The 18,956-nt window shown below is 72.3% G+C and carries 14 protein-coding genes and 2 riboswitches; of the genes, 3 read left to right on the top strand and 11 right to left on the bottom strand.

Annotated elements, in window-relative coordinates:
• Position 1: 1 nt before the first annotated feature.
• From ACIPSJ_RS23235 to ACIPSJ_RS23205, 7 genes are all read right to left on the bottom strand, one after another.
• Entirely contained in the window at positions 2-1,978 is a 1,977-nt protein-coding gene (locus ACIPSJ_RS23235) for an alpha/beta hydrolase domain-containing protein (RefSeq protein WP_401348363.1), read from the bottom strand.
• Positions 1,975-3,021 (bottom strand): LLM class flavin-dependent oxidoreductase, encoded by a 1,047-nt coding sequence (locus tag ACIPSJ_RS23230; protein ID WP_401348360.1) that lies wholly within the window; start codon positions 3,019-3,021, stop codon positions 1,975-1,977. The genes ACIPSJ_RS23235 and ACIPSJ_RS23230 overlap by 4 nt, the downstream gene beginning before the upstream one ends.
• Positions 3,022-3,034: 13 nt before the next feature.
• Entirely contained in the window at positions 3,035-4,753 is a 1,719-nt protein-coding gene (locus tag ACIPSJ_RS23225; protein ID WP_401348357.1) for a dipeptide ABC transporter ATP-binding protein, read from the bottom strand.
• Positions 4,735-5,700, bottom strand: coding sequence for an ABC transporter permease (locus tag ACIPSJ_RS23220; RefSeq protein WP_401348354.1), 966 nt, complete (start codon positions 5,698-5,700; stop codon positions 4,735-4,737). Before ACIPSJ_RS23220 ends, ACIPSJ_RS23225 begins: the two co-directional genes overlap by 19 nt.
• On the bottom strand, positions 5,697-6,656 hold the full coding sequence (locus ACIPSJ_RS23215; RefSeq protein ID WP_401348351.1) for an ABC transporter permease: 960 nt from the start codon (positions 6,654-6,656) through the stop codon (positions 5,697-5,699). The genes ACIPSJ_RS23220 and ACIPSJ_RS23215 overlap by 4 nt, the downstream gene beginning before the upstream one ends.
• A 3-nt stretch (positions 6,657-6,659) precedes the next feature.
• Positions 6,660-8,279, bottom strand: coding sequence for an ABC transporter substrate-binding protein (locus ACIPSJ_RS23210; RefSeq protein ID WP_401348348.1), 1,620 nt, complete (start codon positions 8,277-8,279; stop codon positions 6,660-6,662).
• A gap of 252 nt (positions 8,280-8,531) precedes the next feature.
• Positions 8,532-8,648, bottom strand: a complete 117-nt coding sequence (locus ACIPSJ_RS23205; RefSeq protein WP_401348346.1) for a putative leader peptide — start codon at positions 8,646-8,648, stop codon at positions 8,532-8,534.
• 34 nt (positions 8,649-8,682) lie between these two features.
• A riboswitch (SAM riboswitch) is annotated at positions 8,683-8,796 on the bottom strand.
• 400 nt (positions 8,797-9,196) lie between these two features.
• Here ACIPSJ_RS23205 and ACIPSJ_RS23200 point away from each other — a divergent pair.
• The 3 genes from ACIPSJ_RS23200 to ACIPSJ_RS23190 are packed head-to-tail and all read left to right on the top strand — an operon-like array spanning position 9,197 to position 12,951.
• Positions 9,197-10,531: an MFS transporter gene (locus ACIPSJ_RS23200; RefSeq protein WP_401348343.1), complete on the top strand. Its 1,335-nt coding sequence runs from the start codon at positions 9,197-9,199 to the stop codon at positions 10,529-10,531.
• Complete coding sequence (locus ACIPSJ_RS23195; RefSeq protein ID WP_401348341.1) at positions 10,524-11,612, top strand: LLM class flavin-dependent oxidoreductase; 1,089 nt, start codon at positions 10,524-10,526, stop codon at positions 11,610-11,612. The genes ACIPSJ_RS23200 and ACIPSJ_RS23195 overlap by 8 nt, the downstream gene beginning before the upstream one ends.
• A gap of 10 nt (positions 11,613-11,622) precedes the next feature.
• Entirely contained in the window at positions 11,623-12,951 is a 1,329-nt protein-coding gene (locus tag ACIPSJ_RS23190) for an NtaA/DmoA family FMN-dependent monooxygenase (RefSeq protein ID WP_401348339.1), read from the top strand.
• Between the two features lie 98 nt (positions 12,952-13,049).
• On the opposite strand, the gene ACIPSJ_RS23185 is transcribed toward ACIPSJ_RS23190, so the two are convergent.
• Genes ACIPSJ_RS23185 through ACIPSJ_RS23170 form a run of 4 tightly spaced genes read right to left on the bottom strand, consistent with a single transcriptional unit; the run spans position 13,050 to position 18,440 of the window.
• Positions 13,050-14,741, bottom strand: a complete 1,692-nt coding sequence (locus tag ACIPSJ_RS23185) for a dipeptide ABC transporter ATP-binding protein (RefSeq protein WP_401348337.1) — start codon at positions 14,739-14,741, stop codon at positions 13,050-13,052.
• A complete protein-coding gene (locus ACIPSJ_RS23180) occupies positions 14,734-15,705 on the bottom strand; it encodes an ABC transporter permease (RefSeq protein WP_401348334.1) in 972 nt (323 codons plus the stop codon). The genes ACIPSJ_RS23185 and ACIPSJ_RS23180 overlap by 8 nt, the downstream gene beginning before the upstream one ends.
• A gap of 3 nt (positions 15,706-15,708) precedes the next feature.
• On the bottom strand, positions 15,709-16,791 hold the full coding sequence (locus ACIPSJ_RS23175) for an ABC transporter permease (RefSeq protein WP_401348333.1): 1,083 nt from the start codon (positions 16,789-16,791) through the stop codon (positions 15,709-15,711).
• A complete protein-coding gene (locus ACIPSJ_RS23170) occupies positions 16,788-18,440 on the bottom strand; it encodes an ABC transporter substrate-binding protein (protein ID WP_401348331.1) in 1,653 nt (550 codons plus the stop codon). The genes ACIPSJ_RS23175 and ACIPSJ_RS23170 overlap by 4 nt, the downstream gene beginning before the upstream one ends.
• Before the next feature lie 282 nt (positions 18,441-18,722).
• A riboswitch (SAM riboswitch) is annotated at positions 18,723-18,834 on the bottom strand.
• Positions 18,835-18,956 lie beyond the last annotated feature (122 nt).

Raw genomic sequence — 18,956 nt, 5'->3', positions numbered from 1 at the left:
GTCAGGGCAGATCGACGCGGTGCCGTGGCGACGACCAGCGGGCCGCCAGGGACACCGCGCGTTCGATGTCCTCGGCGAGCAGGAGACGGCGTTTCACGAGGTCCTCGGCGGCCGCTCTGATCCGGGTGGCGTAATGGGCCGCGTCCGGGTGGCGCTTCTGGATGCTCGGGCGGGGGTCGCCGGTGACGAGGCGTTCGTCCTCGGTCGCGGCGAAGGGGAAGGTCGAGCCGCTGAACTCGTGCAGGGCGCCGTGCCCTTGGCCGGGGGCACGGGTGTTCCAGCCGGTGTAGGTGGCCAGCGGGACGGCGACCATGGGGGCGCGGACGCCCGCGGTCTCGTTGCCATCGGCGTCGACGGCCGGGACCAGGACGGTGTAGGCACGGGAGCGGTCGGCGACCGGGGGGACGGTCGAACGGTCCACCGGATACAGCTCGTTGGGGCCGTGCGGACGCAGCGCGGACGGCACGGCCGGGAACTGGCGCGACCAGGTCTCCATCGTCACCAGGGTGCCGTCGGCGACGGTGGGCACGGCGCTCGGCGGTGGTTCCACGCCCTCGCTCACCCAGGCGTCGAGCGCGTCCAGGACGGCACGGAAGAGGGCGGAGGTGGCGACCACGTTCTCCGGGTGGTTGCAGACGCCCTTCGCGGGAGCGCCGGCCGCCGGGTCGGCCACGTGCTGGCTCGACGACCACAGGTAGCCCCGGACGTTCGGCGGGAATCCCAGGTCCCGGCCGTCCGTCGTGGTGTGCACGAGCGAGCCGCGGCGCTGCCAGTACTCCGTGGAGGTCTGCGTGTGCAGCACCTTGGGGTCGCTCGTCCGCTTCATGATCGCGTCCCGCGCACCGGTGAGATGGTCCACGGACTCCGCGTAGGCGAAGGGGAACGCGTCGGCCGGGCTCAGGTGGTCCTCGTACTGCTGCCCGCCGGGGACGGTCAGGTTGGTGAAGCGCTCGACGCCCAGCCGGCCGGCGCCGGAGACGTGCGGGAGCAGTCCGTCGAAGACACGGCGGCCTTCGAGGTCCTCGTTGAAGCCGTGGTGGACGAAGTCGCGGATGGCCCGGCCGGTCTGTGAACGTCCCCAGCCGTAGGCGTGCTCGACGGGGCCGATCGGCGAGGCGGGGTCGTGGCGCAGATGGCTCACGAGGTCGCGGACCGCCACCAGGCCCAGTCCCAGGACGAGCGGATCCTCCGCCTCGTAGACGAGTTCGTAGATCCAGCCCGGCCGGAATCCGCCGTCGAGGTGCAGGTCGTGACGGCTCGGCACGAGCGCCGTGGAGCGTCCCTTGAGATCGGGCCCGCCGCCCTGTGTCCGGGCGAACCGCCAGGTGCCCGGGGGGAGTTGTTCCGGTGCGCTGTGTGCGTAGCGCCGGCGGGTGAGGCGTGCGCTGTGCACGCCCCGCTCGCTGACCGGGGAGGACCGGGTGCTCGACCAGCGGGACAGCGGCAGCGAGTCGGTGGGCTCCTCCACGATGAACTCGGCCGTCGTCAGGCCCCGTACGGGCCTGCCGTTCCGTCCCGCGACCGGCGGATTCAGCAGCAGCCGTCCGTCGCCCGGCAGCAGGTCGCCCTGCCAGGCGCCGAAGACGACCGTGTGACCGCGGCGCAGCAGATAGCCGTTGCCGGCGTCGGCGAGCGTGCGGGGCCGGTTGGTGTGCGGGGCGTCGCAGAAGTACTGCAGGGCCCGCTTGTTGCCGCGGTTGCCCCAGTCGAAGAACAGCCGACGGCGGCCGCCGCCGACCGGCCGCAGGATCTCGACGTCACCACTGAACCGGACCAGGCCGGTGTCGTCGCGAGGCGCGAGATCGAGATCGGGGACGGCGCGGTGGGCGGGTACCCGCGGATCGTCCGGGTCGACGGCGTAGCGGGCGGTCGCGGTGAGCACCTCGTACGCGCCGGTGTCGCCGAAGCGGTGGCCCTCGGCGAACGGTTCGCGGGTGTGCACCTCCAGCCGCACGGCCGGTTCCGTACGGGGGCTCACCGGCTCGCCTCCCGCACCGCGGCGGGGGCACCGGCGGGACGCCAGCCGAGTTCCGGTGCGATCAGATGCCGTACGTCGTGCAGGATCTGCTCGTACTCCTCCCGCCGGAACTCGTACGGCAGCTCCAGGCGCAGCTCCGACACCTGGGCGAGGACCGGATCGGCGGTCAGCCGCTCCAGGATCTCCTCGGCGGTCCCCACGACGTCCGGGGCGAACAGGACGCGCTTGGGGCCCTGGGGTGCCAGGGTGCGTTCGTGACGGCTCGCCGCGTAGGCGTGGTAGCGGGCGCGAGTGGCCGCGTCGGCGCTGTCGACGGGCACGATCACCCGGCCCAGGGCCACCCGCGCCGGACGGTCGGCGGGCCGGGCGCGCCGGTACGCGGAGAGCAGGTTGAGCTGGGCGGTGGTGAAGTCGTCGGTCTCCTCGCCGGTGACGATGTTGCCGGACAGCAGACCGAGACCCTGCCCGGCGGCCCAGCGCACCGAACGCAGGCTTCCGCCGCCGTACCAGATCCGCCGCGCCAGACCGGGGTTGTGCGGTTGCAGCCGGGGGCGCTGGACGTTCCCCGGCGAGTGGATCACCGTGTCCGGGCCGCCGAGATAGCCGCCGCCCAGGTTCTCGACGAGCCGGGCGATCCTGCCGTACGACAGGTCGAAGCCGCGCCAGTCCCCGTCGTACACCAGATCGCCCAGCAGGTCGGCGTGCGGCATCCCGGTGCTGAAGCCGATCTGGAGCCGGCCCCGGGACAGCACGTCGGCCAGCGCCAGGTCCTCGGCCAGCCGGAACGGGCTCTCGTAGCCGATCGGGATGACCGCGGTGCCGAGTTCGATGCGTTCGGTGCGCTGCCCGGCCGCCGCGAGGAAGACGGCGGCCGAGCCGACGCCGTGTTCGAGGTGGCGCTGCCGGATCCAGGCGCCGTCGTAGCCGAGCCGCTCGCCGTACTCGAACAGCCGGAGGGTCTCCTCCAGGCCCGGGTAGGGGTCGTCGTCGGCGAAGTTGCCGGGGGTGAGAAAGGCCAAGGAGGTGATGGTGGGAGTGCTCATACGACGCTCGTCCTCAGCTTGTGGTGGTCTCGGCGGCGAGGGGGGCGGGGCCGACGGGGCCGACGGGGGAGGGGGCGCGGCCGCCGGGGATCGCCGCGAGGAGCTCGCGGGTGTACGCGTGGCGGGGGTCGGTGAAGAGTTCCCCGGGCGGGCCCGTCTCCACGATCCGCCCGGCCCGCATGACGGCGACCTGGTGCGCGATCTGCCGTACGACGGCCAGGTCGTGCGAGATGAACAGGTACGCCACGCCGGTGTCCGCCTGCAACTCGGCCAACAGGTCCAGGACTTGGGCCTGGACGGAGACATCGAGCGCGGAGACGGGTTCGTCGCACACCACGAGGTCGGGGGAGAGAGCGAGGGCACGGGCGATGGCCACGCGCTGGCGCTGCCCGCCGGACAGCTCCGCCGGGCGGCGCTCCAGCGTCGAGGCGGGCAGGGCGACCCGGTCCAGCAGTTCACGCGCGCGGGCCAGCCGGGCCGCGCGGTCGCCGACCTTGAACGCGCGCAGCGGCTCGCTGATCACCTCGGCGATGGAGAAGCGGGGGTCGAGGGAGGCGTACGGGTTCTGGTAGACGAGCTGGGCACGGCGGCGCAGCTGCCGGGCCCGCTCACCCGTGGCGGTGGTGATGTCGGTCCCGTCGAACAGGACCTGTCCGGAGGTCGGGTCGGCCAGCCGGAGCACCAGCCGGGCGGTGGTGGACTTGCCCGAGCCCGACTCCCCGACCAGGGCGAGGGTCTGCCCACGGTGGAGCGTGAGGCTGACGTCGTCGACCGCGCGCAGGGTCCGGGTCTCGCCGCCGGCCCGGGGCAGCCTGAACTCCTTGACCAGGTGGCGTACTTCGACCAGGGGCACGGCGTCCGCGGGCGCGGCCGGCACCGGGGTGCGGGGGCGGGCCGTGGTCAGGCTGGGGGCGGCGGCGAGCAGTCGCCGGGTGTACTCGTGCTGCGGGTCGGCGAGGACGGCACGCGTCTCGCCCGCCTCCACGACCCTGCCCTCGGACATGACCACCAGGCGCTGGGCCCGGTCGGCGGCGACCCCGAGGTCGTGGGTGACCAGCAGGATCGCGGTGCCCGACTCCTCGGTGAGGTGCTGGAGATGGTCGAGGATGACCCGCTGCACGGTCACGTCGAGCGCGCTGGTCGGTTCGTCGGCGATGATCAGCTCGGGCTTCGCGGCGAGCGCCACGGCGATCAGGGCCCGCTGCCGCATGCCGCCGGACAGTTCGTGCGGGTACTGGCGCGCCCGGACGGCCGCGTCGGGCAGTCCGGCCCGGTTCAGGACCTCGACCGCCTCGGCCGCCGCCGAACGCCGGGTCGCCAGTCCGTGGACGCGCAGCACCTCGGCGACCTGCTCGCCGATCCGCTTGACCGGGTTGAGCGAGACCGTCGGGTCCTGCGGGACCAGCCCGATCCGCGCGCCTCGCACGGTGCGCAGCTCCGCCTCCGACAGGGTGGCGAGGTCGTGCCGGCCGAAGCGGACCGTGCCCGCGTCGATCGTGCCGTTCGCCGCCAGCAGCCGGGTGACCGCGTGCGCGGTGGTGCTCTTCCCGGAACCGGACTCGCCGACGACGGCGGTCACCTGCCCTGGCCAGACGTCGAGGTCGACGCCCCGCACGGCCGCTACCGACCCGCTCCGGGTGCGGTATGACACGGACAGGTCGCGGATCTCCAGCAGTGGTGTGCTCACGCCTTCACCGTTCTCGGGTTCGTCGGTCATCGCTGCCGGGACCATTCGCCGTCCAGCGCCCGCGCGACGCGGTTGGTGGCCAGGACGGTCGCGGCGATCGCCAGCCCGGGCAGCGCCGTCAGCCACCAGGCGTTGGCCAGGTAGTTGCGGCCGTCGGAGATCAACGTCCCCCACTCCGGGGCCGGCGGCGGCGCGCCGTAGCCGAGGAAGCTCAGCGCGGACACGGCCAGGATCGAGGAGCCGAAGTCCAGGGTGGCCAGGACCACCACCGGGCCGGCCGCGTTGGGCAGCACATGCCGGCCCAGCACCGTGTACCAGCGGGCCCCGCAGGACCGCGAGGCCTCCACGAACAGCGCCTGCCGCACCCGCAGCACCTCGGCGCGGGCCACCCGGGCGAAGGAGGCGACGCTGGCGATACCGACCGCGACCGCCACCTTCACCGTCCCGTACCCGAGCGCGGTGACCAGGGCCAGCGACAGGAACAGCGCCGGGATGGAGAGAAGGACGTCGACGACACGCATCAGCACGTCGTCCACCCAGCGGCCCACGAACCCGGCGACGACCCCGAGCAGGCCGCCCACCACGAACGCGACCAGGACCGCGATCAGCGTGGCCTTGAGGGAGAGCTGGGCGCCGTGCACCACGCGGGAGAAGACGTCGCGGCCGAGTTCGTCCGTGCCGAACCAGTGACTGCCGCCCGGGCCGCGGAAGTTCTCCGACGGGACTCCCTTCAACGGGTCCTGCGCGGTGAACAGGTCCGGCCGGAACGAGGCCAGCACGACCAGCACCAGGACAGCCACCGAGAGCAGCAGACCGGGGCGGCGGACCAGGAACCGCAGCACTCGGCGTACATCGGCCCGGCGGTACGGCCCGGGGGTGGTCGCGGGTCCCGCCTCGACCGACCGGGCGGGACCGAGCTCGGCCCCGGACGCGTTCCCCGTGCCGCCTGTGCCGCCTGTGCCGCCCGTGTCGTCGACAAGGCTCTGGCTCATGCGAGGCCCACCCTCCGGTTCGAGGCCACCACGATCCGCGGGTCCAGCAGCGGATAGACGAGGTCGACGACCAGGTTCGTCGCCACGAAGATCAGCGCACCGAACACCACCACCCCCTGGACCAGCGGGATGTCCTGGGCGGTGACGGCCGCAGCGGTCACCCGGCCCAGGCCGTCACGGGAGAACACCGTCTCCACGACCACCGAACCGGCGATCAGCTGCCCCACCAGCAGCCCGACGACCGTCAGCGCGGGCAGTGACGCGTTGCGCAGCGCATGCCGCAGATGCACCCGCCAGCGGCCGGCGCCCTTGGCCCGGGCGGTCTCCACATAAGCCTGGTCGAGCGCGGTGAGCAGGCTCTTGGCCAGCACCTGGGCGACCAGTGCACCCGTCGGCAGGGCCAGGGTCAGCGCCGGCAGCACCAGACCGCGCAGCCCGTCGTTGCCGAACGCCGGGAACCAGTGCAGCCGGAAGGAGAAGGCCTCCACCAGCAGCAGCCCCACCCAGAACGTCGGGACCGACACCCCCAGCGGCGGCAGCGACAGCAGCAGCTGCCGCAGCCACCGCCGCGAGGTGTACGTCGCCACCACCGCGAGCCCGCCGCCGAGCACCACCGCGAGCACCAGCGCGGCCCCCGTCAGCTGGAGCGTCTGCGGCAGCGCGTCGCCGATCACGGAGGTGACCGGGCGGCCGGTGGAGACGGCGTCCCCGAAGTCCCCGCGCACCGCCCGCCCCAGATACTCGGCGTACTGCACGAGCACCGGCTTGTCGAAGCCGTACTCGTGCCGCAGCGCGGCCAGTTGGGCCGGGTCGACCTGCCCGGAGTCCATGCCGGCACCGGCCATCGCGCTCACCGGGTCACCGGGCAGGAAGTCCAGCACCAGGAACGACACCGTGTAGGCCGCCCACAGCACCCCGACCGCCTGCGCCAGGCGTTTGACGACGTAGCGGCGCATGCGTCAGCCGATCCAGGTGTCGTGCAGCTGGACGCGGCTGCCCGAGTCGAAGTCGAGGTCGTGGACCTTGTCCGACACACCCAGCTGGGTCTGCAGCTCCACCACCGGCACGTTGTACGCGTTCCGCACGAGCAGCTTCTGTGCCTCGGCGACCAGCTGCGCGCGCTTGGCGGTGTCGGTCGTCGCGGCCTGCGCGGTGAGCGCGGTGTCCAGCGAACTGGCGGGCAGGTGGTAGAAGTTGCCCAGCTGGGTGGAGAACGAGGTGCGCAGGATGTCCGGGTCGGCACGGGTCACGTTGCCCCACACCACGTCGAAGTCGCCGGACTGGACCGTCGTCGCGAACTGGGTGACCGGGAGCTGCTTGAGCACCACGTCGATCCCGACGGCCTTCAGCTGCTGCTGGACCAGTTCCAACGCGGGCTGGTTGGTGGCCGCGTTGGGGAACCAGGTGATGGTCAGGGACAGCTTCTTGCCGTCCTTGGTGCGGATGCCGTCGCCGCCCGCCTTCCAACCAGCCTGATCCAGCAGGGACTTGGCCTTGGCTGCGTCGGTGGACAGGTCGGCGGCGAGGTTCGTGTAGTCCGGCGTGGTGTGCGCCAGGACGCTGGTGGCCGGCTGGGTGCCGGTGGGGAAGACGGTGTCGGCGATCTGCTTGCGGTCGACGGCGACCTGGACGGCCTGGCGCACCTTCGCGTCCTTGAACAGGGGCCGTGCGTTGTTGAGGCCGAGCCCGAACACCACACCGGGGTTGGCCCGGCGCTGGAGGGTGACCTGGCCGCCCTTGAGCGCGGCCTCGTTGGCCTTGCCGACGCTGCTGATCACGTCCACCTGCCCGGACTGGAGGCTGCCCGCCCGGACGCCCGCCTCGGGCACCACCTTGAACACCAGCTTGTCCAGGTAGGCCGCGCCCTTCTTGGACCACAGCGAGGAGCCCCAGGCGTACCCGGACCGCCGGTCCAGCGTGACCGACTGGTTCTGGACGTACTGCTTCAGCACGAACGGCCCGGAGCCGACCACACCGTCACTGCACTTCTGCTGCGGGCTCTTCTTGACGCTCGCCGACGACTCGATGCCCAGCGAGTGCGTCGAAGTGGCTTGCAGGAACTGGGCGTTGGGCTGCTTGAAGGTGACCTTGACGGTGAGCGGGTCGACCACGGTGGTGGCCTTGACGCCGCTGAGATAGCCCTCGGCGAGGGTGCCCAGGGCGCCGAGTTTCGGGACCGCGTCGAAGTTGTCCTTCACCACCTGCGCGGTCAGCGCGGAGCCGTCGCTGAAGGTGACCCCCGAGCGCAGCCGGAACGTGAACTCCGTGGCGTCGGCGTTGATGTCCCAGCTCTTGGCCAGCCACGGGACGATCTTGCCGGTCCTGGGGTCCTGGTCGGTCAGGGAGTCCACGAGCTGGCGCACCGAGTAGATGGTGTCGTTGCTGCCGACCTGCTGCGGATCCACGCAGCCGGCGTCGGAACCCACCGCGAAGGTGAGGGTGCCACCGGACTTCGGCCGGCTGCTTCCGCTGCCGGTGCCGCCGTCGCCCGAGCCGCAGGCGGTCAGCAGGACACCGGTGGTCAGCAGGGCGGCCAGGGGCGCCCAGCGGGACGTTCTGGGAAAGGGAAGTGCTGTCACGGAGGGGGTTCTCCTACTCGTGTCACCCGGCAACGGGGTGCCGGGCTTCGGTGCGCGAGGCACGGCCGTGCAGGGGCGTGCGGCCCGGGCCGGAGGGCACCGGCACGGGGAGGCGCTGTACGGAAACGGGTCAGGGAAGGGGCACCCGGAGCGGCGGCGGAGCCGTGCGCATGGGAGCGGTGAGCAATGACCGGCAGAGGCCGGTGCGGTGGTCGGCCGGCAGAGGGCGGCGGCCGGCGGGGGATGCGCTGGTCAGGCCTGACAGAGGCAGCTGGTCGAGCGCTTCAGATCGATGTGACGGCGGCGCGAGAGCCGGGAGAAGGCCATGGCGTCGGTGAAGGGAGCCGGGAGGTCATCGCGCTGCCGCATACCGGTCCTCCTCTTCTCCGGCCCCGCTCACGGGGCCACGCGCTTGCGGGGATCGTCGGTGATCCCGCCGGGCTTTCACCTGGAGCACCCCGCCGCGCGGGAGGGTTGCCGGTCAGCGAGCCAGGGCTTGACGCTGACACTCAATGCCGGTCGCGATGCTACGGAGCGGTTTTGTCGTACGTCAATCCCGGAACCGGGCGTCCTGTTCGAAAGACGGCGCCGTCTCACGGGGCGGGACGCGTGGTGGACGCACCTTCCGCCGTGTGTTTTGATCCGGTCATGGAGACCGCAGGTCAGGCACGCACCGTGCTGCTCGACCCGTTCTGGGTGGGCCGTCGCGCCGATCAGTTCGACGAGACCTGTCGCTGACCCCCGGCCCGTCCCACCGGGCTTCTCTCCCACTCTTGCCTCGTAGCGCCGTCGTCGCGTAGGGCCGTCGCCTGCGAAGCCCCCACGCGGCTACCAATCGCCGTCACCCCAGGCCGACTTCGCGACGAGATCGTCGTACGGCCCTCGCCACCGTGGATCGACCCCTCGGAAAGAGACGCATGGCCGTCAACCGAACCGTCCCGTCAGGGGCGTTCGCCGCGCTGCGGGTCCGTGACTACCGGATCTACTGGAGCACGGGTCTGGTGTCCAACATCGGCAGCGCCATGCAGGGCGTCGCGCTGGACTGGTACGTCCTGACCCTCACCCACAGCGGGACCGCGCTCGGGTGGGTCGCCGGTCTGCAGTTCGCCCCGGTGCTGCTGTTCGGTCTGTGGGGCGGCGTCCTGGCCGACCGCCACGACCGGCGGACCCTGCTGCTGTGGACCCAGACGCTGTACGCGGTGCAGGCACTGCTGCTGGCGGCGCTGGTGTTCTCCGGTCATGCTCCGCTGTGGGCGCTGTACGTGCTGTCCTTCGCCCTGGGCAGTGTGTTCACGGTGGAGAACCCCGCACGGCTGTCCTTCGTCACCGAACTGGTCGGGCGGACGCTGATCCCGAAGGCCGCGGGGCTGAACATCCTCTCCCTGAACGCCGCGCGCCTGATCGGCCCGGCGATCGCCGGGGTGCTGATCGGGGCGATCGGCACCGGGTGGGTGTTCGCCCTCAACGCGGTGTCGTTCACCGTGGTCCTCGCGGGTGTGCTCGCGATCCGGCCGCGCACGGGCGGCGGGCCGGCCACGCCCCGGCCGCCGTGGACGGGGGCGGGGGCGGAGGGCTTGCGCTATGTGGCCGCCCGGCCCGAACTCGTCGGCGTGTTCACGGTCTTCGGGCTGACCGCGACCTTCGCGGTGAACTTCCCGACCACCCTGACCCTGTTCGCCGGGCGTGTCTTCGACGTCGGCTCCCGGGGCCTCGGTTTCATGAACACGGCCCTGGCCGTCGGGACCGTCGCCGGGACGATCGCCGCCACGCGCGGGGTCTCGCCCCGGGTGCGGACGGTCGTCGTCGGCGCGCTGCTGTTCGGCGGGTTCGAGGCGGTGGCGGCGCTGATGCCGTCGTATCCCGCCTTCCTCGTCCTGCTGCTGCCCGCCGGTTTCACGTTGATGACGCTGAACACGGCCGTCAGCGCCTTCGTCCAGTCCGAGGTCAGCGATGCCATGCGCGGGCGGGTGATGGCGGTCTACACGGTGATCTCCATGGGCGGCAGCCCGGTCGGTGCGCCCGTCGTCGGCTGGATCTCCCAACACGCCGGGGTGCGCTGGGGGTTGGCCTCCGGCGCCGCGACCGCGGTGCTGGCGGCGGCCGGCGTGGCGCTCTGGCTGGCCCGCACCGCACCCACGGCAGCCGCCCGGGCGGCCCCGCCCGTCTCCGGGTCCGCCGCCACCGGCCGCCCGGCCCTCCCCGTCCCCGCACCGCAGTGTGAACCGTCCACCGGAGGAACTCCCCATGACTGACCGTCACACCGGGCTGCCCGGGCTGCACCTCGCCCTGGAGGCCGACGGCGGTGGCGCCCACCCGGCCGCCCGGGTCGCCGTCACCCCGAGGGCGCTGCGGCGGACCGCCGTCGCCGCCGAGCAGGCCGGCTTCGCCCTCGTCACGTTCGCCGACGAGCCGCTGCCGCCTGGTGCCGGGCCCGGGTCCGTCGGCCGGATCGAGGCAGGGACGCGCGCGGCGTACGTGTCCCTGCTCACCGACCGGATCGGGCTCGCGCCCACCCTGCACATCACCACCACCGAGCCCTTCCACCTCGCCACCCAGCTGGCGAGCCTGGACCACGCGTCGCACGGCCGGGCCGCCTGGCTGGTGGGAGCGGCGGCCGACGCGGCCGCACTCGCCACCGTGGGCCGGGAACCGGTCCCGGCCGGGGCACTGCGCCGGGAGACCGAGGACGTCGTCGACACCGCCCGCGCCCTGTGGGACTCGTGGGAGGACGACGCGGTCGTCAAGGACGCCGCCACCGGCCGCTACCTGGACGCGGACCGGGTGCACCACATCGACTTCGAGGGCGCCTCCTTCACGGTCAAGGGCCCGCTCATCACCCCGCGTCCGCCACAGGGACAGGTCGTGGTCCTCGCACCGGACGCGCTGGAGATCGACGAGCGCGCCGACGTGGTCCTGGTCGGCCGGCCCACGCCCGCCGCTGTCGCCGCCCGCGCGGACGCCGCCCGGGAGGCCGGCGCACCCCTGGTCTTCGCCGAGGTGGAGATCGTCCTCGACACCGCCGTGCCCGCCGCCGACCGGCTGGCCGCACTGGACCGCACCGCCCCCCGGCCCGCGACCGGCCGACTGCGCCACACCGGATCCCCGGAGCAACTGACCGAACTCCTCGCCGAACTCGCCCAGTTCGTCGACGGCATACGGCTGCACCCGGCCGTCCTCGCCGACGACCTCCCGGTGCTGGCCGAGCAGGTACTGCCCGCCCTGGCCGCCGCCGGACTCCACCACCCGCCCCGGCCCGGCGACACCCTGCGCACCACGCTCGGCCTGCCCCGCCCCGCCAACCGATTCGCCGCCGCGCCCGCCGCCCACGCCTGAGGTGACCGCCATGACCGAACCGTCCACCCGACCCCAGCTCCATCTCGGCCTGTTCTACGCCGGTGTCGGGCCCCAACTGGTCTGGACCGACCCCGACGCCCCCTCGCACACCGCGATCGAGACCTTCGCCGACGTGGTGCGGGCCCTGGAGCGAGGACTCTTCGACGCCTTCTTCCTCGGCGAGGGGCTGCGGGTGCGGGAGAACCGGGGCCGGATCTTCGACCTCGACGTGGCCGGCCGCCCGGACGCCATCACCCAGCTGTCCGCGCTGGCCGCCGTGACCGACCGGATCGGCCTGGTGGCCACCCAGAACACCACCTACAACTACCCGGCCGACCTCGCCCGCCGCCTGGCCTCCCTCGACCTGCTGTCCGAGGGCCGGGCCGGATGGAACATCGTCACCACCGACAACGCCTGGACCGGAGCCAACTTCCGCCGCGGTGGCTGGCTGGAGCACGAGCGCCGCTACGACCGCGCCGGACAGTTCGTCGACGCTGCCAAGGAACTGTGGGCCTCCCGGGACGGCGACGGTTCGGCCCGCCCGGTCGAGCGGGAGACGGACCTGGTACGGCTGCGGGCCCTCGCCACCGTTGCGGCCAGTCCGCAGGGCAGGCCCGTGCTCTTCCAGGCCGGCGACTCCGACGGCGGCCGCGAACTCGCCGCCCGCCACGCCGACGTGGTGTTCTCCAACAACACCGAGTACGGCAAGGCCGTCGCCTACGCGGCCGACCTGCGCGAGCGGCTGGCCCGGTACGGCCGCTCACCGGACTCGCTGCGCATCCTGCCGGGCGCCAGCGTCATCCTCGCGGACACCGCGCGGGAGGCGGCGGACAAGGCCCGCTGGATGCGCACCGAACAGGTCAACGGGCCCCGGGCGATCGCCTTCTTCGAGCAGTACTGGGGCACCGATCTGTCCGGCTACGACCCGGACGGCCCGCTGCCCGACATCGAGCCGAGCGAGGCCGAACTCGACCCGTCCCGGGGCACGATCGCGATCGCGCAGCGCACCGGCAAGCTCGCCCAGATCCGCAAATGGCGCGAACTGGCCGCCGAACGCGGCCTGTCGCTGCGGGAGCTGGCCACCGAGGTCGCTCCCGGCCACCCGTCCTTCGTCGGCACCCCGTCCTCCGTCGCCGACGAATGGACCCGGTACGTCACCACCGGCGCCGCCGACGGCTTCAACATCGTGCCGGACCTGCTGCCGTCCTCGGTCACCGACATCGTCGACAAACTCGTCCCGGAACTCCAGAGCCGAGGCGTCTACCCCACCGAGTACCGCGGCACCACCCTGCGCGAGCACCTCCAGCTGCCACCGCTGCCCACCGCACGGCCGAACTGAACCGGCACCGGCCGCCGACCGGCTGACGGGGGCATCATCCGGCCGGTCGGCATCGGTCCGTCACCGCGGCGGGCGGGCGGCCACAAGCGAACTGTCGGTCACGCGCTGGTCCTTCCCTTCTCCAGAGGCAGCCGGCCGCGCCTCGCCTGCCGGACCGGGTCCGGCACGGGCAGGGCGGCGACGAGCCGGCGGGTGTAGTCGTCCTGCGGGTCGCCCAGCACCCGGCCGGTGGCGCCCTCCTCGACGATCCTGCCCCGGTGCAGCACGAGCACCCGGTCCGCGACCTGTTCGACCACGGCCAGGTCATGGCTGACGAACAGCGCCGCGAAGCCGAGTTCCCGCTGCAGTCCGGTGAACAGGTCGAGAACCTTGGCCTGTACGGACACGTCCAGCGCCGAGGTCGGCTCGTCGGCGACGAGCAGCTGCGGCCGCAGCGCCAGCGCCCGGGCCAGACTCGCGCGCTGGCGTTCCCCGCCGCTCAGTTCGTGCGGGTAGCGGTCCGCGTGGCCGCGGGGGAGACGCACCGCTTCGAGCAGCGACTCGACCCGGGCGCGGATCTCCTCGGCGTCCAGCTCGCGCCGGTGCACGACGAGGGGTTCCGCGACGCTCTCGGCGACCGTGAGGAGGGGGTTGAAGCTGGTGGCGGGATCCTGGAACACATAACCGATCCGGCCCGCCGTGCTCTGCCCTGCCGTCGCCTGCCGGGCCGTCCTCCGCCCGCGTGCCGACGGCGCACCGAACACCTCCAGTCGGCCGCCCGTCACCGTGGTCAGCCCGGCGACGGCCCGCCCGATCGTGGTCTTGCCGCTGCCGCTCTCGCCGACCAGCCCGAGCACCTCACCCGGCCGGATCGTGAAACTCACCCCGTCCACGGCCCGGAACCCCTTGCGGCCGAGCCGTCCGGGGTAGTCGACGACCAAGTCCGAGGCTTGTACGACCGGCGGCCCGTCGTCGGCCGCGACCGGTCGTTCCGGCTCGCGCCCGCTACCGAAGTCCGGTACGGCGGCGAGGAGTTCCCGGGTGTACGGATGCCCGGGTGCCGCGAAGAGCTCGCGTACCGGGGCCTGTTCGGCCACCCGTCCCGCGCGCATGACCGCCACCCGGTCGGCGAGGTCCGCGACCACGCCCATGTTGTGGGTGATGAGCAGGACGGCGGTGCCGAAGTCGGTGCGGCAGCGGTGCAGCAGTTCCAGGATCTCCGCCTGGACCGTCACGTCGAGGGCGGTGGTGGGTTCGTCGGCGACGAGGAGCCGGGTCCCCAGGGCGAGGGCCATGGCGATGACCGCACGCTGCTTCTGGCCGCCGGACAGCTGGTGCGGGTAGTGGCCGACACGGAGTTCCGGGTCCGGGATGCCGACCTTGTCGAGCCATTCGACGGCGAGCGCGCGCCGCTCGGCCCTGCCGCCGCCGCGCCCGTGGGCGCGCAGTCCCTCGGCCAGCTGCCAGCCGATGGTGAAGACCGGGTTCAGCGCGGTGGAGGGCTCCTGGAACACCATCGCGGCGTGCGTGCCGCGCAGGGCGCGCAGCCGGGCCGCGGACGCGGTGAGCACGTCCTCGCCGGGCTCGGCGGTGCCGTCGCCGAGCAGTACCCGGCCACGGGCGGTCGCCGTGGCGGGCAGCAGGCCGAGGACCGAGCGGGCGGTCACGGTCTTGCCGCTGCCGCTCTCGCCGACGAGGGCCAGCACCTCCCCGGGGGCGACCGACAGGCTGACCCCGCGCACGGCGGGCGCCGGGCCCGCATCGGTGGCGAAGCCGACGTGCAGGTCCTCGATGCGCAGCAGGTCAGTCATCGTCCCCGCCTCCGTCCGTGGCGAGAGCGGATCCGGGGACGGCGGCGGAAGCGGCGGCGCCCGGACGGCGCCGCAGCCGTGGGTCGGCCAGGTCGGTGAGGCCCTCGCCGAGCAGGGTGGTGCCCAGCACCGTGAGCACGATGCCCAGGCCGGGCGGGATCGCCGTCCACCAGATGCCCGAAGTGACGTCCGCGACCGCGCGGTTGAGGTCGTAGCCCCACTCGGCGGCGGAGTTGGGCTCGATGCCGAAGCCCAGGAAGCCGAGGCCGGCCAGGGTGAGAATGGCCTCCGAGGCGTTGATGGTGAAGATCAGCGGCAGGGTGCGCACCGAATTGCGCAGCACATGCCGGGTCATGATGCGCCACGGCCCGGTGCCGATCACGCGCGCCGCGTCCACGAAGGGTTCCGCCTTGACCCGGATCACCTCGGCGCGCACGACCCGGAAGTACTGCGGTACGAAGGAGACCGCGACCGAGCAGGCGGCCGCCCCGAGACCGCCGACGAGGCTGGACCGGCCGCCGCTGATCACGAGCGACATGACGATGGCCAGCAGCAGCGGCGGGAAGGCGTACAGGGCGTCGGCGAGCCCGACCAGCAGCCGGTCCGGCCGGCCCCCGAGGTAGCCGGAGACCAGGCCGAGCACGGTACCCGGCACCACGGACAGCAGCAGCGCGGCGAGGATGATCAGCAGCGCGGTCCGCGCACCCCAGACCGTCCGGGACAGCACGTCGTAGCCCGCGATGGTGGTGCCCAGCGGGTGGGCGCCGTCCGGATGCTGCTGGGAGCCGAACAGGCCGCCTTCGTCCCGGAGTTGGGCGTAGCCGTGGGGTGCGAGCAGCGGGCCCAGCACGGCGGTCAGGAGGAACAGCGCGGTCAGGACCGCGCCGGTGAGCAGCATGGCCCGCTGCACCCCCGCGCCCGTGCGTAGCCGCCGGGGCAGTCGTCGTACGAGAACCAGGGCCATGGGTCAGTACCTCACTCGTGGGTCGATCAGCGCGGCGACGACGTCGACGAGGAAGTTCGTCACCGCCACGACCACGGCGAACAGGGCCACGATCCCCTGCACGGCCGGGAAGTCACGCACCGTCAGATAGTGGGCGAGCTCGTAGCCGAGGCCCTTCCACTCGAAGGTGGTCTCGGTCAGCACGGCTCCGCCGAGGAGCCCCGCGATCTGCAGGCCCAGCACCGTGACCACTGGGATCAGCGCAGGTCGGGTCGCGTGTCGCGTCACGAGACGGAGCGGGGCGACACCCCGGGAGCGGGCGGCGTCCACATAGTCGGCGGAGAGTGTGCCGATCAGGTTGGTGCGGACCAGGCGGAGCAGGATGCCGGACACGAGCAGGCCCAGGGCCACCGCCGGCAGCACGGCGTGCCGGAGCACGTCCGCGATCGCGGTGCCGTCGCCGCTGCGCAGCGCGTCGATCAGGTACACGCCGGTCGTGGACGTCTGGTTCTGGAGGAAGAGCTGCACGCCCGTGCTCGCCCGGCCCGAGGAGGGCAGCCAGCCGAGCCAGATCGCGAAGACCAGTTTGAGCAGCAGGCCCACGAAGAACACGGGGGTGGCGTAGGTCAGGATCGCGAACAGGCGCAGCGCGGCGTCGGGGGCCCGGTCCCGGTAGGAGGCGGCCACCATGCCCAGCGGGACGCCGGTCAGCAGGGCCACCAGGAGCGCGTAGCAGGCGAGTTCGACGGTCGCGGCGCCGTAGGTGCCGAGCAGGTGGGTGACCGGCTGGTTGTCGGTGACCGTGCGGCCGAAGTCGCCGGTGGCCAGCGAGCGCAGGTAGTCCAGGTACTGGGTGAGCAACGGCCGGTCGTAGCCCGCCTGGTGGAGCTTGGCCTGCAACTGGTCAGGGGTGAGACGGTCGCCGAAGGCGGCGGTGATCGGGTCACCGGTCAGCCGCATCAGGAAGAAGACCAGGCTGACCAGGACCAGCACGGTGGGGACGATGAGGAGGAAGCGGACCAGCAGATAGCGGGCGAACCCGTACCCGGCGGCGCCGTCGGCCGGGGAGGCGACGGCGCCGGAGGTCTCCTGTGTCAGGGCGCTCACTTCTTCGCGAGTCCCGCCCAGCGGAACTGGTACGTCGCGTCCAGTTCGTCGGGCACCCCGCTCAGGTCGCTGCGGGTGACGATGGCGGTGGAGCCCTGGAGCAGCGGCAGCAGCGGTACCTGAGTGGCCGCCCTGTCCTGCGCCTGCTTCAGCAGCGCGGTCCGCTTCGCGGCGTCCGTCTCGGTCTCCTCCTTCTGGATCAGCGTGCGCACGGCGGGGTCGTCGTAGGCGTTGGCGACCCAGCTGTTGGCCGAGTAGAAGGGCGAGAGGTAGTTGTCGGCGTCGAGGTAGTCCGCGTACCAGCCGAGCTGGTAGAGCGGGTAGAGGTGCTTGACGCGGTCCTTGCCGTACTGGGTCCACTCGGTGGACTGGAGGTTCACCTTGAACAGCCCGGTCGCCTCCAGCTGGGACTTGACCAGCGCGTACTCGTCGGCCGAGGACGAGCCGTAGTGGTCGCTGTTGTACTGGAGGTTGAGGGTGACCGGGGTGCTGACCTTCGCCGCCTTCAGCCGGGCCGTCGCCGCGGCCGGGTCGGGGCCGCCCTTCTTGTCGCCGTACAGCGACTTGAAGGAGGGGGTGGCGCCGGTCAGGCCGTCCGGGACGGAGCTGTACAGCGGCTGGTAGGTGTTCTTGTAGACCTGCTGGGCGAGTTGGGCCCGGTCGACGGAGTCCGCGACGGCCTGCCGGACCGCGAGCGCCTTCTTCGGGTCGGCGTTCTTCGTCTTCGTGCCGTAGGGCTGGGTGGCGAAGTCGAAGACGATGTAGCGGATGCCGTTGCCGGAGCCGGTGTGGACCCTGACGTCCCGCTGCTTGGCGAGGTCGTCCAGATCGGCCGTGGTGAGCGTGCGGTAGACGGCGTCGATGGTGCCCTGCTGCACGTCCAGCTTCAGATTGCCGGCGTCCGTGTAGTACTTCAGCCGCACGTTCTTGGTCTTCGGCGTGCCGAGCCGGCCCTTGTACGCCGCGTTGGCGGTGAAGGACACCAGCGAGTTCTTGTCGTAACTCGCGATCCCGTACGGCCCGTTCCACGGCTTGGCCGCCACGATCGAGGTGTCGTCGAGGATCTTGTCCGCGGGGAACACCTGCTCGTCCACGATCTCGCCGGCGGCCGTGGAGAGCACCTGCGGGAACAGCGTGTCATTGGCCGACTTGAGGGTGAAGACGACCGTCGTCGGATCCGGGGCCGCGACCGACGCGAGGTTGTACAGCAGGGAGGACGGGCCGTTCTCGTCGGCGATCCGCAGATTCCGGTCGAAGCTGAACTTGACGTCGGAGGAGGTGAGTTCGTGGCCGTTGGCGAACTTCAGGCCCTTCTGGAGCGTGACGGTGTACTGCTTGGGCCCCGTCAGCCTGATCCCGGTGGCCAGGTCGGGAGTGACGTCCGCCGAGCCGTTGCGCTGGCTGAGCAGGGTCGCGTAGACCTCGCTCTCCACGGTGCCGGAACCCGCGTCCCAGGCACCGGCCGGGTCCAGGCTCGCCACCTGGTCCGTCGTACCCACGGTGATCGACGAGCCGGAGTCCGCCCCACTGCCGTCCTTGCTGCTGGTGCAGCCGGTCAGCGCCACCAGGAACGCCGTGCCCAGCGACACGGCGCCCAGGCCGCCGGGGCGGAGCGGTCTGTTCGGCCTGGAGCCGTAGGGGAGTGTCATCAGAAGTTCTCCGCTTCCGCGTCGGGGGTGCGCGAGGCAGCCGGGGCACGGGAGCGTGCCTCGGCCTGCGAGATCGCGACAAAAGAGCGAGAAATGAGCGAGAAATCAGCGAGAAAGGAAAGGGGTGGAGCGGTCTATGCGAGGGGGCGGCCCGGTGCGGGCGGGATCAGCCGCGACACAGGGCGCTGGACACCAGCAGCAGGTCGACATGGCGCCGCGAGCACAGCATGAGTGCCGTCACCACGCCGTCCTCCCGGGTCCCGGCCGATCCGGCGGCCGATGCGAGCGCACTTGCAGAAACAAAGAGATCCGCCGAGCCGTCACCTGGGGCACCCCACTGCGTCGAGGGTTGCCGTCCGGCCAGCCAGGGCTTGAATCACCGGAACTCGTAGCTCGCGCACACCGTAGATCGACGTTTCTTCCGGCGTCAAGACCGGTCGGGGGAGGCCGGGACGTGGACGAACTGCCCCACGGAAGCCGGGCGTTCGAGGCGCACAAGTGCGTCCGAAGGGTGTC

It is taken from the genome of Streptomyces sp. NPDC090088, from assembly GCF_044747345.1.
In the GTDB taxonomy this organism is placed as follows: Bacteria; Actinomycetota; Actinomycetes; order Streptomycetales; family Streptomycetaceae; genus Streptomyces.
This window is presented reverse-complemented; position numbering and strand designations above follow the sequence as displayed.